A 14,441-nucleotide genomic window follows, 5' to 3' on the forward strand; every position below is an offset into this window, starting at 1 on the left:
TGTTGGCGCGGTCACGACCGACCTCCGAGCGGGTTGATGGACAGGCCCGACCGTCCGTCGCGGCGGCGGGACACGAGGCCTCGCCGACCGGCGTGCACGTCGTCTTCGCCGCCGACGAGGTGGAAGCGCTCCACGGTCGCCGCGGCCGGCACCTCGCCGCCCATGCCTGGGCCGCCCTCGCAGTCGAGCGAGCACCCGGCCGGTGTGGCGGCCTGCGCCTCGAGGGCGGCGGCGTCCTTGCGGTACGCGGTCGGGATGACGTACCGCTCGTCGTACTTGGCGATCGCCAGCAGCCGGTACATGGACTCGACCTGGTCGGCGGTCATCCCGATGCTGTCCAGAAGCTCCTCGGCGACCGTGCCGTCCAGGGTGCGGGCCCGCATGTAGGAGCGCATGGTGGCCAGCTTCATCAGGACGCCGGCGGCGGCGTCGGCGTCGCCCGCGGTGAACAACTCGGCGAGGTATTCCACCGGGATGCGCAGGTCCTGGATGGTGTGGAAGACGTCGTCGGCGTCGGTGTCGTCGCGGCCGGCCGCGCCGGTCGCGTCGAGCACCGGCGACAGCGGGGGGACGTACCAGACCATCGGCAGCGTGCGGTACTCCGGGTGCAGGGGCAGCGCGATGCGGTACTCGCTGATCAACCGCCACACCGGTGAGCGCCGCGCGGCCTCGATCCACTCCTGCGGCATCCCGGCGCCGCGAGCCGCCTGCTGCACCGCGGGGTCGTGCGGGTTCAGGAAGACGTCGCGCTGGGCGTCGAGCAGGTCGCGCTCGTCCGGTACGGACGCGGCAGCGAGGACGGCCTCCTCGTCGTAGAAGACGATGCCGAGGTAGCGCAGCCGCCCCACGCACGTCTCGGAGCAGATGGTCGGCTGCCCGGCTTCGATACGCGGGAAGCACAGGGTGCACTTCTCGGCCTTGCCGGTGGCGTGGTTGACGTACACCTTCTTGTACGGGCACGCCGAGACGCACATCCGCCAGCCCCGGCACTTGTCCTGGTCGACCAGGACGATGCCGTCCTCCTCGCGCTTGTACATCGCTCCGGAGGGGCAGGCCGAGACGCAGGCCGGGTTGAGGCAGTGTTCGCAGATGCGCGGCAGGTGGAACATGAAGGTCTTCTCGAACTCGAACTTGACCTTCGCCGCGGCGTCGGCGGACATTCGGGTGATGTTCGGATCCTGGTCCGCGCGCTCGTGGGCGCCGCCGAGACTGTCCTCCCAGTTCGCGCCCCACTCCACGGCCATCGGCTGCCCGGTCAGTGCCGAGTACGGCCGCTTGACCGGGGTGTCCTTGAGGCCACCGGGCGCGCTGACCAGGATGTCCTTGTCGAACGTCGCCGGTTCGTAGTAGTCGTCGATCGACGGCAGATCCGGGTTGGCGAACAGCCGCGTCAGCCGCTTGACCCGTCCGCCGGAACGCAGCGTCAGCCGGCCCTTGCCGTCGAGGACCCAGCCACCCTTCCAGCGCTCCTGGTCCTCGTAGTGCTTGGGGTAGCCGATGCCCGGCTTGGTCTCGACGTTGTTGAACCAGACGTACTCGGTGCCTTCGCGGTTGGTCCAGGTCTGCTTGCACGTCACCGAGCAGGTGTGGCAGCCGATGCACTTGTCGAGGTTCATCACCATGGCGACCTGCGCGCGGATCCTCATCAGTACTCCACTTCCTGGGCGCGGCGGCGGATCACCGTGATCTCGTCGCGCTGGCTGCCGATCGGGCCGTAGTAGTTGAAGGCGTAGGTCAGCTGGGCGTGGCCACCGGCGAGGTGGGTGGGCTTGACCAGCAGCCGGACCATCGAGTTGTGGTAGCCGCCGCGGCGGCCGTTCTTCTCGGCCTTCGGCACGTTCACCGTGCGCTCGGGCGAGTGGTACTGGAACACCGTGCCCTCGGGCATCCGGTGACTCACCACCGCACGGGCGACGACGAGGCCGTTGCGGTTGTGCGCCTCGACCCACTCGTTGTCCTTCACCCCGATCTTCGCGGCGTCCTCGACGCTCATCCAGATCACCGGTCCACCCCGGGACAGCGCGAGCATCAGCTCGTTGTCGTGGTACATCGAGTGGATCGACCACTTGGCGTGCGGGGTCAGGAACCGGACCGTCACGCCGCCGTCGACGAGCTCGCCGGGCTTGCCGAAGTGGCGCGCCATGTTCAGCGGCGGCCGGAAGGCCGGCAACTGCTCACCGAGTTCGGCGATCCAGTCGTGCTCGACGAAGAAGTGCTGCCGCCCGGTGAGGGTGTGCCACGGCTTGGACCGTTCGACGTTGAGGGTGAACGGCGAGTAGCGCCGGCCGCCCTTCTCCGACCCGGACCACTCGGGGCTGGTGAACACAGGCTGGGGGGCAGCCTGGGTGTCTGGGTAGGAGATGTGGTCGGTCTCGTGGCCCTCGATCAGGTCGGAGAACCGCTGCCCGGTGCGCTTCTCCAAGGCCGCGAAGCCGGCGGCGGCCACCCGCCCGTTGGTGGTGCCGGACAGCGCCAGGATCGCCTCGCACATCCGGTCGGCGGTCGCCAGCGACGGGCGTCCGGCGAACGGGCCGTCGGGCACCACTCCGTTCTCGTGGCCGAGGTACTCGATCTCCGGGGTGACGTCGACGGTCAGCGCCTTGGTGGTCGTGCCGAGGGTGTCGAGCAGCGGGCCCACCGCGCGCATCTTGGCGCCGATCAGCGTGTAGTCGCGTTCGATCTCGATGAGCTTCGGCATCGTGGCGCCGGGTACCGGCTCACACTCCCCCGCCTTCCAGTCCCGCACCCGGCCACCGGGCATCGCGAGTTCGTCGGGCGTGTCGTGCTGCAGCGGCGCCGCCAGGACGTCCCGGCGAACGCCGAGGTGGGTGGCGGCGAGTTCGCTGAACCGGTCGGCGAGGGCGAGGAAGGTGTCGTAGTCGGTGTGCGCGTCCGCCGGCGGCTCGACGGCCGGACTGAACGCGTGCACGAACCGGTGCATGTCGGTGGTCGAGATGTCGTGCTTCTCGTACCAGGTGGCGGCCGGCAGGACCAGATCGGCGTGCAGCCCGGTGTTGGTCATCCGGAAGTCGATCGCCGTGAGCAGGTCCAGCTTCCCGGTCGGCGCTTCGTCGCGCCAGACCACGTCGCGCGGCCGGTGGTCGGGGTCGCACTCCTCGGCGCTGGCGAGGGAGTCCACGCCGAGCAGGTGCCGCATGAAGTACTCGTTGCCCTTGCCGGAGGAGCCGAGCAGGTTGGCCCGCCACAGGGTGAGGCAACGGGGGAAGTTCGCGGGGTCGTCGGGGTCCTCCGCCGCACTCTTGAGTCGGCCGGCCGTCAGCTCGGCCACGATGTGCTCCTGGGCCGAGCGGCCCGCTGCGGCCGCCTCGTCGGTGAGATCGAGGGGGTTGCGGTTGAACGCCGGGTGGCCGGGGCTCCAGCCCATCCGCTGGGCGGCCGCGACCGTGTCCGCGAACGCCATCCCGGCGAACCGGCCGGCGCCCAGCGGGGAGGACAGTTCGTCGGCGGGCACCCGCTCGTAGCGCCACTGGTCGGTGTGCAGGTACCAGAACGGGGTGGCGGCCTGGTGGCGCATCGGCCGGTGCCAGTCGAAGGCGAACGACATGTGCTGCTGGCCGGTCAGCGGCCGGGCCTTCTCCTGGCCGACGTAGTGCGCCCAACCGCCGCCGTTGACGCCCTGGCAGCCGGTCAGGGTGACGAGCGCGATGAAGGCCCGGTACGTCATGTCGGAGTGGAACCACTGGTTGGCGCCGGCGCCGAGGACGATCAGGGAGCGGCCCCGGCTGCGTTCGGCGTTGCGGGCGAACTCACGGCCGATCCGTGCGGCGAGCGCGGCGGGAACACCGGTGATGCGCTCCTGCCAGGCGGGCGTGTTCGGCTCGTCCGCGTCGTCGTATCCGGTCGGCCAGCTGCCCGGCAGGTCGCCGCGGCGCACGCCGTACTGCGCCATCAGCAGGTCGAACACGGACGTGACGAGGTGGTCGCCCACGCGCTTGACCGGGACGCCGCGAAGCATCGTGGCGCCGCCCTCGGTGTCACCGACGTCGAACCGGGCCAGGTCGACCTCCACGGCGTCGTCGGTGAGCTCGAGCAGACCCACCGCGGGTACGACCTCGCCGAGGTCCAGGTTCCACCGGCCGGCGTCCTGCTCGCCGTAGCGGAACCCCAGCGAGCCGTTCGGCACGACCAGCTCGCCCGTACGCTCGTCGACGAGCACGGTCCGGTGCGCCGCGGCCGGGTCCTCGTCGCCCAGGTCGGCTGCGGCGAGGAACCGGTCCGGCGTCCAGGCGCCGTTGTCGCGCTGCCGGAGCGTGACCAGGAACGGCAGGTCCGTGTACCGGCGGACGTAGTCCGTGAAGTACGGCACCTGGCGGTCGCGGAAGAACTCGGTGAGGATGACGTGGCCCATGGCCATCGCGAGAGCGCCGTCGGTGCCGGGGTGCGGTGCCAGCCAGTCGTCGGCGAACTTGACGTTGTCGGCGTAGTCAGGGCTGACCGCGACGACCTTGGTGCCGCGGTAGCGGGCCTCCGCCAGGAAGTGCGCGTCCGGGGTCCGGGTCACCGGAATGTTGGAGCCCCACATCATCAGGTAGGTGGAGTTCCACCAGTCGCCCGCCTCGGGAACGTCGGTCTGGTCGCCCCAGATCTGGGGGGAGGCGACCGGCAGGTCGGCGTACCAGTCGTAGAAGCTCAGCAGCGTGCCGCCCAGCAACGCGTGGTAGCGGGTGCCGGCGGCGAAGGACGCCATCGACATCGCCGGGATGGGCGAGAACCCCACGACGCGGTCGGGGCCGTACGACTTCGTCGTGTAGACGTGGGCGGCGGCCATCATGGTGATCGCCTCGTCCCACGAGGCGCGCACGAAGCCACCACGGCCCCGCTGGCTCTTGTAGGCGCGCGCCTTCAGCGGGTTCTCGACGATGTCGGCCCAGGCGAAGACCGGGTCGCCGAGGCGCTGCAGCGCCTCCCGGAACATCTCGGCCAGCACCCCGCGCAGGTACGGGTGCCGCACCCGGGACGGCGAGTACTCGTACCAGGAGAACGACGCGCCGCGCGGGCAGCCGCGGGGCTCGTAGTCCGGCGCGTCCGGACCGGTCGTCGGGTAGTCCGTGGCCTGGTGCTCCCACGTGATGAGGTCGTCCTTGACGAACACGTTCCACGAGCACGAGCCGGTGCAGTTGACGCCGTGCGTCGACCGGACCACCCGGTCGTAGCGCCACCGGTCCCGGTAGAACGAGTCCCAGGTGTTCCGGTCGACCTGGTGCAGGGTCCGCCCACCGTCGCCGACCGTTTCCCTGGTCAGGAAGCGACGAGCGGCCAGCAGCGGCGCCACGCCGGGGACCGAGTCGGTCGCGGCATCCTGGGGCGGGCGTGGTGACACGGCGGACTCCTTTGGTGGTGAGGTCGGCAGCCTGTGCGGAACGCCGACGGGGCGCACCGCGTGGCGTATTCCAGGCTCCGCGAGAGCGGGCGGCTTGCCAGGTGCCGCCGGTCCCGAGCCGGCCGGGACCTAAGTCCCGAAAAGCCGGCGAGGTCTCCGGTATGGGGTTCATCGACCAGGACGAACCCACCGGAGACCTCGTGGTCGCTTCGTCAGTGGGAGGCGGGCAGGAGGGTGCCCACCCGGGACCGGACCGCGTCGACGGCGTTCCAGTCGTCGGCGCCCAGCGTGGCCAGGGCCGCCGGGAACACCCCGTCCTGCTCTTTGAGGATGTGGTCGCGCAGCAGGCCGAGCGTGTCGAGCAGCCGCTGCGGCCAGGTCGGGTCGGCGGGTACGCCGTCCGCGGCCTCACCCAGGACCGCCTCGATCCGCCGGTGCTCGCCTTCCAGTGCGACGACGTGCTCGGGGAACTCCCCCGCGAGGACGGGGAACAGGCCGTGCTCCTCGACCTCGGTGTGCGGCCCGAGCACGGCGGCCATCCGCCGGGCAAGCTCAGCCATGCGGGCCACGTCGGCCCCGTGCGCTGCTCGCACGTCCCCGATCAGGTTCACCACCAGGTCGTGCTCGCGGGTCAGCTCATCGATCGCGGTCACGGCCTGGCAGCCGCAGTACTCACACATGCGCTTTCGATCCCTCCATCAGGTGCGATGCGGCGGCGCGGCGCGCCGTCCGGGCAACGGCGGTGGTGTCGAGCAGCAGCGCGGCCAACGCGACGAGGGCCAGCAACGCCAGGCCCAGGGCGTAGGTGCCGTAGCGGCCATAGAGGAGGCCCATCAGCAGCGGTGGCACGAACCCGCCCAGCCCGCCCGCGGCACCCACGATCCCGGTGACCGAGCCCACCTTGTTCGCCGGGGCGAGGACAGCCACCAGGGCGAACGTCGCGCCGCTGCCGGCGCCGAGGGCGGCGGCCATGGACAGGAACGCGGCCGTCCCGAGGGGCGCCAGGGTGGGCGTGAACGCCTGCACCGCGGCACCGACGGCCACGACCAGCAGCGAACCGGCGAGCACCCGGGTCGGCGCGAACCGGTCGGACAACCAGCCGCCGACCGGGCGCATCAGCACCGCGAGGAGCACGAACCCGGCCATCCGGTTGGCGGCGTCGGCCTGCGCCAGCCCGTACGCGGTCTTCAGATATGCCGGCAGGTAGACCGAGAACGCCACGTAACCGCCGAACGCGACCGCGTACAGTGCCGAGGCCTGCCAGGTCACCCGCAGCCGCATCGTGGCCGCCAGCCGCTGCGACAGCGGCTCGACCGGGACCGCCCGCGCCGGCGCGTCCCGCAGCAGCAGCGCCGCCACTGCCGCGTATCCGGCGAGCACGACGGCGGTTGCCACGAACGGGGTGGCGGTCCCACCCGCCTTGACCAGGTTGACCGTGGTCAGCGCGCTGATCGCCGTACCACCCATGCCCGCACCGAATACGCCGATCGCCAGCCCACGGCGCGCGGGCGGGAACCAGGCGTTGACGAACGGTACGCCGATCGCGAAAGCCGTACCGCCGATGCCGAGGAAGAACCCCCCGACGAGCAGGCCGGCCAGCGAAGCGTGCCCGGCCAGCCCCAGGTAGAGCACCGGCACGATGGTGGCCAGCGACACCAGTGGGAACATGACCCGCCCGCCGTACCGGTCGGTCAGCGCGCCAACCGGGATGCGCCCCAGCGACCCGACCACCACCGGCACCGCCACCAGCAGCGCCTGCTGGAAGGAGGTCAGGTGGAGGGCTTCCTTGAACTTCGGGGCCAGCGGGCTCAGCAGCGCCCAGGCCCAGAAGTTGACGGCGAAGCCGACGGTGGCCAAGGTCAGCATCAGTGCCGGACGCCCGCCGGTCGGGTTGACCGGTCGGGCGTGCGGCGATGCGGCCGGCGAGTCCCCGATCCTCATCACTGCCTCCACTGGTATCGCTCGGTGCGGTGATCACCATCGCCACCGCAGGGGCGTATCCAGGTTTCTCGGCAGATGGATCAACTGGACAGGGACCTTCGACCTGTCTGTCCGGGACCCGCGTCACCGGTGGCCGCGGCCACTCAGTCGGGCACGGCGATTCGCTACGACCGCTCGCTGTGCGGGACCGCTCGTACGTCGAGGCGGCTGTCGACGGTGAGCATCGGGGCAGGCGCGGGTCCGGCGGCGCGGTCGCCGCCGCAGCCGCAGCCACCGCAGCCGCAGCCCCCGGCCGCACTCTCCGGTCGCGCGACGTTGGCGTCCCCTTCGGCGGCTCCGTGCGGTTCGCGCGTGCCGTCGCCGAGCAGGTCGTGCATGCCGGACAGCAGGTCCGCCAGCGACACGTCCGCGGCGCCGACCAGCATTGGCAGGACCAGGTCGTTCTCCTTGGCCAGGTGCGTGGCGAACAGCGCCGCGATGGCCCGTGCGGCGCCGGCTGCCCGGGTCAGCGAGCCGGCTTCGGCCACCTCGCCGACGAGCGCGGTGATCACCTGGTGCTCGCCGAGCATCCCCTCGACCAGCGGCGCACCGCCCGGCTGCGCGGCGGCGGTCGGGTAGAGCGTGTGCTCCTCGGCGAGCGCGTGAGGCACAAGGTCCCGCCGCAGATAGGCCAGAAGGTCCTGGCGGGCCTGCTCCGCCTTGAGCAGATACTGGCCCTCGACCAGGCCCAGCAGGGACTCGGTGCGCTGATCGAGCTCCTCGGCGAGCTGGGCGTGGTGCCGCCGTACGGCCGCTGCGGCGGCCCGGTCGCGCTCCGCAAGGTCAACGGTCGGGTGTGACATGGGAGAGCCTCCTAGTTTTGATGGCGAATAGCGTTATAACCTTGTCTACCGTGAGTACTCTGCGGCGGGGTCCCGCCAGTGGCCCACCCGACACTTCCCGCCATCGGGCCCTGGCGGCGGCCAGCCGAGTGCGGATGCTGCACCTGGTCCGCCGGTCGGAGTCCGGGCTGACCGCCGCCGAGGTGGCGGAGCAGACCGGGCTGCATCCGAGCACCGTGCGCGCACACCTGGACCAGCTCGTTGAGTCCGGACTGCTGGTGCGCCGCCGCCAGTCCGACGGATCACCCGGCCGACCCGCCTGGCGCTACCACGCGACGCCCGATGCCGAGGGCGAGCCGGAGAGCGAGAGCGGGGCAGTCCGGGCGTACCAGGGCCTGGCCGGCGCGCTGATCGGGCACCTGGCGCGCGCGGAGGCCGACCCGCACGCGGCCGGCGTACGCGCCGGCCGCGACTGGGGACGCGCCCTCGCCGCGCCGCTGGCCCGCACCGCGCCCCTCGACGGCCTGATCCAGGTGCTGGACGGCCTCGGCTTCACCCCTGCGGTGGCGCATCGGGACAACTCCGACTCGGCCGTGCTGCATCTGCGCTCATGCCCGTTCCTGGCGCTCGCGGAAACCAGCCCGGATGTCGTGTGCGGCGTCCACCTCGGCGTCATCGGCGGCGCGCTCGGCGCGCTCGGTGCCTCGGTCGCCGACACCGACCTGCAGCCGTTCGGCGCACCGGGTGCCTGCGTGGTCCGGGTCCGGGCCGGCAATCCCACCCCGCCCGAGGAACGGCCGGAGCCGTGACCGATCGACGTAGGATCCCGATCCGACTGCGGCTGCCGCGGCTCGCCGCCGATGGGCTGGCCCTGCTCGGCGGGCTCTACGCCGCGCCGGTCCGGTTGGAGCTGCCGCCACCGGACCCCACCGGCCGGACCGGCGATGCGCACGGACCGGTGATGGTGCTCGGGTTCGTCGGCACCCTCGTCGCGCTGGTGCGGGCGGTGGCCCCCACTACCGCACGGGCCCGCCGCACCGCGACCCCGCTCCCCCGCGCCGCAGCGGTCGTCCGATGAGCAGGGTGCAGGCGCCGACGAACACCACGAACGGACGCGCACCGGTGGGGCGGGCCGGCTGGCACCGCCGGGCCGGGCTCGTACCCGTCGCCTACCTGGCCGGCATCGTGGCGGTCAGCACCGTGCACCCGTTCCTCGCGCAGGGGCGCTGGCTGCTGCTCCACATGCTCCTGCTCGGCGCGGTCACCAACGCCATCGTGGTGTGGAGCGCGCACTTCGCCGCAGCGGTTCTCCGCAACCCACCACCGCCGACCCGACGGGGCGAGGCGCTTCGACTGGCGGTGCTCAACGTCGGGATCCTGGCTGTGCTCGCCGGCGGCACGGCGGACCGTCCGTGGTGGGGCGTCGTCGGCGCCGCCGCGGCGTTCGCTGCCATCGGCGCTCATCTGTACGTGCTGACGTCGCGGCTACGTCGGGCGCTGCCTGCCCGCTTCGCAGTCACCGTGCACTACTACCTCGCCGCAGCGGTCGCCCTGCTCGCCGGAATCCCGGCCGGGGCGTGGATGCTGCTGCTCGACGAGCAGCAGCGGCCCCGGCTGCTGCTGTTCCACGCGCACGTCAACCTGCTCGGCTGGGTCACCCTCACCGTCCTGGGTACCCTGCTGACGCTGTGGCCGACGGTGCTGCGTACCCGGATGGATCCGGCCGCCGGCCGGGCTGCCGCCAACGCCCTGCCCGTATCCGCTGCCGGACTGGTCTGCCTCGCGGTCGGCGCGCTGGCGTGGTGGCCGGTGCTCGCGGTGGCCGGCCTGGCACTGTTCGCCGCCGCCGTTCTGCGGGTGGCGGCGCCCGCCGTCGCGACCGCCGGGCAGCGCCCGCCGGCCTCCTTCGCCACCTGGTCCATCGCCGCCGGTGTGGGCTGGCTGCTGGTCGCTCTGGCGTGGGACGCGATCACGCTGCTGCGCGCGCCCGACGCCGCGGCCGCCGCCGACGGGTTCGGCGGAATCCTGGCGCCACTGGGCGTCGGGTTCACCGCGCAGGTGCTCGTCGGCGCGCTGTCCTACCTGCTGCCGATGGCGCTCGGCGGTGGGCCGACGGCGGTACGCGAACGCGCCGCCCGGCTCGACACGCACTGGCCGCAGCGGGTGACCATGGCCAATCTGGCCCTGGCCGTCTACCTGTTGCCGGTGGGGCCGTACGTGCACATCACCACCTCCCTGCTGATCCTTGTCGCGCTGGTCCAGTTCCTGGTGCCGGCACTGCGCGTCCTGCTGTCCCGAACGAGGTGACCCGTGTCCACACCGTCCACTCCCGTCACCGAGCGGTCGCCGGCGCCACCGCCCCCTGCAGGTACGCCGACCGGTCGGCCGCTCGGCGGGATCGCCGCGGGCGTGGCGCTGGTGCTGCTCGCCGTCCTGGTCGGCGTCATCGGCCAGCGCGCCACGGACGGGAGCCGTGGAACGGTCGCCGCCGGGGCGAACGTGCCGGCCACCGGGCACACCACCACGGTCGCCGTCACCGCCGGCGGGATGCGCTACCACCCCGACCACATCACCGTGCCGCCCGGTGACCGGCTGGTCATCGCCTTCACGAACACCGACACCCGCCGGCACGACCTCGTACTCGCCACCGGGGCCCGGACCGCCATGCTGGCTCCGAACGCCACCGCTCGCCTCGACGCCGGCATCATCGGCGGCACCGTCCAGGGCTGGTGCACTCAGCCCGGCCACCGGCAGTCCGGCATGAGCCTGACCATCACCGTGTCCGGCACGACCAGCGGAAGCGACCCGATGGGACCGATGCCCGGGACCGCGCAGCCGTCGGGCGACCCGCCCCGCGTCGACGCGATGGCCGACCCTGGCGCCGGCTTCACCGCGCACGACGCCCGCCTCGCACCGGCCCCGACCGACCGCGTGCACCGCATCACCCTGCACGCCCGGGAGGTCGAGCGGGCGGTCGCTGCCGGGGTGACGCAGAAGCTGTGGACGTTCGACGGCACCACCCCCGGGCCGGTGCTGCGCGGACGGATCGGCGACGCCTTCGAAGTCACGCTCGTGAACGACACCACCGCGGAGCACGGGATCGACTTCCACGCCGAGGCGCTCGCCCCGGAGATCGCGATGCGCATCATCGAGCCGGGCGGACAGACCGTGTACCGGTTCACCGCGACGAAGGCGGGCATCTGGATGTACCACTGCTCGGCGATGCCGATGCTGTATCACGTCGGCAACGGCATGTACGGCGCGATCATCATCGACCCACCCGACCTCGCCCCGGTCGACCGCGAGTACGTCCTCGTGCAGTCCGAGCTCTATCTCGGCGCCAACGGCCAGCCGGCTGACCTGGCGCGGATGCAGGCCGACCGGGCCGACGCGGTGGTCTTCAACGGCTACGTCTCGCAGTACGCCTTCCGCCCGCTGACCGCACGGACCGGGCAGCGGGTCCGGATCTGGCTACTGGACGCCGGCCCGAATCGCGCTACCGCCTTCCACGTCGTCGGCGCGCAGTTCGACACCGTCTACGCCGAAGGTGCCTACCGGCTGCGCCCGACCGACCCGGGCGGCGCCCAGGTGCTCGACCTTGCCCCCGCCGGCGGCGGGTTCGTCGAGACCGTCTTCACCCAGCCGGGCACCTACCCGTTCCTCACCCACGCGCTGGCCGACGCCGACCGCGGCGCCCGCGGCGCGGTACAGGTCACCCCGTAGCCGACCTCGTCAAGGAGGGACCCGCCATGGGTCACGTCGACGTTCCGGTACGCCCCGGCGACGCCCAGCGCCGCCGGCCCGGTAAGGCTGGCCGCCGCAAGCCTGGTAACGCGGCGCGCCGGCGACGCTTCATCCCGCCGCAGCACGGCGCGTGGGCGATGCTCGTGGTGCCCTACCTCGCCGGGCTGGTCGCGGCCGGCTACCGGTGGCCCGACGCCCCGCTGCTGGGCGCCTGGATCGCCGGGTACCTGCTGTCCTACTACGCCTTCCAGGCGGTCAAGTCCCGCCGCGTGCAGCGGTACCGCACGCAGTTGGTGCTGTACGCCGCCGTGGCCGCGCCGCTGGCGCTGCTCGTCGTGGTCGCGCGGCCCGGCGTACTCGTCTACGCGCCCGGCTACGCCGCGCTGTTCGCCGTCAACACCTGGTACGCCGCCCGACGCCAGGAACGAGCGTTCGTCAACGACCTGGCGTCGGTGCTGCAGAGCTGTCTGATGGTGTTCGTCGTCGCGGCCGTCGCCGACGTCCCACCGGCTGCGGTGTTCGGGATGTTCGTGCTGTGCGTGGCGTACTTCGTGGGTACGGTCTGCTACGTCAAGACGATCATCCGCGAGCGCGGCAACCCCACGTATCTCCGCTTGTCCGTCGGCTACCACGTCCTGGCGCTCGCGGTCGCCGCCTGGTTCGGGCTCATGCCTGCCGCCCTGTTCGCCTGGCTGCTGGCCCGGGCAGCGCTGTTGCCCGGACGCGGATGGACGCCCAAACGGACGGGCGTCGTGGAGATCGTCAATTGCGCGCTGATGTTGCTGGTCGCGGGTACGGCACTGGCGTGACGGACACCCGCCTACCGCTTACGGGGCTATGCCGTGGTGGCGGGCGTACGTGGTGGCGGCTGCGCGGTCAGCGATGCCGGTCTTGGTGAAGATCCGGTTGATGTGGGACTTCACGGTGCTGGGTTCGATGTGCAGACGGGTAGCGATCGCCGGGTTGGTGAGGCCTGCGGCGATCAGTGCGAGGACTTCAGCCTCGCGGGTGGTGAGGCCGTCGGGCAGGTCGGTGGGGACGTACCCGACCCGGGCGGCGGAGACGAGCCGAGCCTGCACGGCGGGGTCGAGCGGCGCTAGGCCGGTCGCGGCGGCGGCGATGGCTTGGCTGATCTCTGCTCGTCCGGCGTTCTTGGTGAGGTAGCCGCGGGCGCCCGCGGCGAGAGCGCCAAGGACGGAAGCGTCGTCGGCGTAGCTGGTGAGGATCACGACTGCGGTGGCGGGGTGGTCGGCGGTGAGCCGAGCGGTGGTGGCGATGCCGTCCATGCCTGGCATGCGCAGGTCGAGGAGGACGACGTCGGGCTGATGGCAGGCCACGGCCGCAAGCGCGGTGGGCCCGTCGATGGCCTCAGCCACCACGTCGATGTCCGGGAGCAGGTCGAGGAGCGCGACGAGTCCTTCCCGTACGGCGGCCTGGTCCTCGGCCACCACCACCCGTACGACGTTCACGCCGGTACCCGGGCCTCAACGTGCCAGTGGCCACCGACGGCGCCGGTGGTCAGGGTGCCGCCGACCTGTGTGATCCGTTCTCGCATGGCGCGCAGACCGTGCCCGCCGCTGACCGGGTCAGTGCCCGTGACGGTCTTGTTGTGGACGGTGACGGTGAGGGTGTCCGCCTCGTAGGAGAGGGTCACTGCGGCATCGGTTCCGGGGGCGTGCTTTCCGGCGTTGGTGAGTGCTTCTTGGAGCAGGCGGTAGACCGCCATTCCCGTGGTGGGCGACAGCGGCCGTGGCTTGCCGTGCACGGCGAGGTCCGCGGTCAGGCCGGAGGAGTCGATGAGGTTCTTGAACAGCTCGTGGACGCCGACAGCGCCGTCGCGAAGAGTACGCACCGCGGCGACGGTTTCCTCCTGCCCGCTGCGGGCCAGCCGCGCCGCCTTGGCCAGCTGAAGGAGCGCGTGGTCCCGGTCACCGATGGTCTCGAGCGCGGCCGATGCGGCTTGCACGTGCAGCGACAGGGCGGTCAGTGAATGGCCGAGGATGTCATGCAGTTCGGCTGCGATGCGGCCGCGTTCCGCGAGCATCGCGGCGCGCGCGTGGTCTCTCCGATTACGGCCCACGATGTAGGCGACAAAGGCGACGGCGGCGAGCGTGGCCAGCAGGTCGCCCCGGTGCAGGAGGTATCCGGCAAGCAGGATGCCGCAGCACACCCCCGCCAACGGCAGGCCGATCCGGGCGGGTTGCGCGGCACCCGCGTCCACGCAGGCCCACAACGTGAACCAGCAGACGGCCGGTGCTGGATGCACGAACAGTAGCGCGCTGCCTGCCACGCCGGTCCAGCAGACAAACACGGTCAGTGGCACGGAGGTGCCACGCGGGCCGGTGACGGCCCAGCCGATCCAGCCCGTTGCGGCGGCGGCCAGCGCGATCGCGGTCGCCAACTGGATGCCGTGCAGGCCGAGGATCCCCGAATGGGCGATCTCGCCCCACAGGATGAAGGCGAGCCCGGCGGCCATAGCGGCCCTCAGCTGGCCTTGCTTCAGGGGCATCGTGATCATTGCGGCCCACCATGATCGACTAGCCGGCTCATCGTGGCCTACAACCAAGGATCCGTCCAGTGGGTGGAGGATCTCC

Annotated in this window: 12 protein-coding genes; 5 read left to right on the top strand and 7 right to left on the bottom strand. The window is 71.9% G+C overall.

Translation table 11 applies throughout. The annotated features are described in order from the left end of the window. Nucleotides 1–11: 11 nt before the first annotated feature. From narH to ACFYOS_RS07510, 5 genes are all read right to left on the bottom strand, one after another. Entirely contained in the window at nt 12–1,646 is a 1,635-nt protein-coding gene (gene narH, locus ACFYOS_RS07490; RefSeq protein WP_387136650.1) for a nitrate reductase subunit beta, read from the bottom strand. Continuing rightward, entirely contained in the window at nt 1,646–5,284 is a 3,639-nt protein-coding gene (locus ACFYOS_RS07495; RefSeq protein ID WP_387136782.1) for a nitrate reductase subunit alpha, read from the bottom strand. The genes narH and ACFYOS_RS07495 overlap by 1 nt, the downstream gene beginning before the upstream one ends. A 269-nt stretch (nt 5,285–5,553) precedes the next feature. Continuing rightward, complete coding sequence (locus ACFYOS_RS07500) at nt 5,554–5,994, bottom strand: hemerythrin domain-containing protein (protein ID WP_387136652.1); 441 nt, start codon at nt 5,992–5,994, stop codon at nt 5,554–5,556. Between the two features lie 19 nt (nt 5,995–6,013). Beyond that, complete coding sequence (locus ACFYOS_RS07505; protein ID WP_387136784.1) at nt 6,014–7,207, bottom strand: MFS transporter; 1,194 nt, start codon at nt 7,205–7,207, stop codon at nt 6,014–6,016. Between the two features lie 239 nt (nt 7,208–7,446). Further along, nucleotides 7,447–8,124 carry a hemerythrin domain-containing protein gene (locus ACFYOS_RS07510; protein ID WP_387136654.1) on the bottom strand — a complete coding sequence of 226 codons (678 nt, stop codon included), beginning with the start codon at nt 8,122–8,124 and terminating at the stop codon, nt 7,447–7,449. A 59-nt stretch (nt 8,125–8,183) separates the two neighbouring features. Between ACFYOS_RS07510 and ACFYOS_RS07515 the strand changes: the two genes are divergently transcribed. Genes ACFYOS_RS07515 through ACFYOS_RS07535 form a run of 5 tightly spaced genes read left to right on the top strand, consistent with a single transcriptional unit; the run spans nt 8,184 to nt 12,656 of the window. After that, nucleotides 8,184–8,912 (top strand): helix-turn-helix transcriptional regulator, encoded by a 729-nt coding sequence (locus ACFYOS_RS07515; RefSeq protein WP_387136786.1) that lies wholly within the window; start codon nt 8,184–8,186, stop codon nt 8,910–8,912. After that, nucleotides 8,909–9,181, top strand: a complete 273-nt coding sequence (locus ACFYOS_RS07520) for a hypothetical protein (RefSeq protein WP_387136656.1) — start codon at nt 8,909–8,911, stop codon at nt 9,179–9,181. Before ACFYOS_RS07515 ends, ACFYOS_RS07520 begins: the two co-directional genes overlap by 4 nt. After that, nucleotides 9,178–10,410 carry a hypothetical protein gene (locus ACFYOS_RS07525; protein WP_387136658.1) on the top strand — a complete coding sequence of 411 codons (1,233 nt, stop codon included), beginning with the start codon at nt 9,178–9,180 and terminating at the stop codon, nt 10,408–10,410. Before ACFYOS_RS07520 ends, ACFYOS_RS07525 begins: the two co-directional genes overlap by 4 nt. 3 nt (nt 10,411–10,413) lie before the next feature. Then, nucleotides 10,414–11,826: a multicopper oxidase domain-containing protein gene (locus ACFYOS_RS07530; RefSeq protein WP_387136660.1), complete on the top strand. Its 1,413-nt coding sequence runs from the start codon at nt 10,414–10,416 to the stop codon at nt 11,824–11,826. Between the two features lie 26 nt (nt 11,827–11,852). After that, nucleotides 11,853–12,656, top strand: coding sequence for a YwiC-like family protein (locus ACFYOS_RS07535; RefSeq protein ID WP_387136662.1), 804 nt, complete (start codon nt 11,853–11,855; stop codon nt 12,654–12,656). Nucleotides 12,657–12,674: 18 nt separating this feature from the next. Here ACFYOS_RS07535 and ACFYOS_RS07540 read toward each other — a convergent pair whose 3' ends face one another. Together ACFYOS_RS07540 and ACFYOS_RS07545 are read right to left on the bottom strand one after the other, a co-directional pair. Further along, nucleotides 12,675–13,316 carry a response regulator gene (locus ACFYOS_RS07540; protein ID WP_387136663.1) on the bottom strand — a complete coding sequence of 214 codons (642 nt, stop codon included), beginning with the start codon at nt 13,314–13,316 and terminating at the stop codon, nt 12,675–12,677. Further along, a complete protein-coding gene (locus ACFYOS_RS07545; protein WP_387136665.1) occupies nt 13,313–14,365 on the bottom strand; it encodes a sensor histidine kinase in 1,053 nt (350 codons plus the stop codon). Before ACFYOS_RS07545 ends, ACFYOS_RS07540 begins: the two co-directional genes overlap by 4 nt. Between the last annotated feature and the right edge of the window lie 76 nt (nt 14,366–14,441).

The organism is Micromonospora sp. NPDC005806 (assembly GCF_042871425.1).
Classification (GTDB): Bacteria; Actinomycetota; Actinomycetes; order Mycobacteriales; family Micromonosporaceae; genus Micromonospora.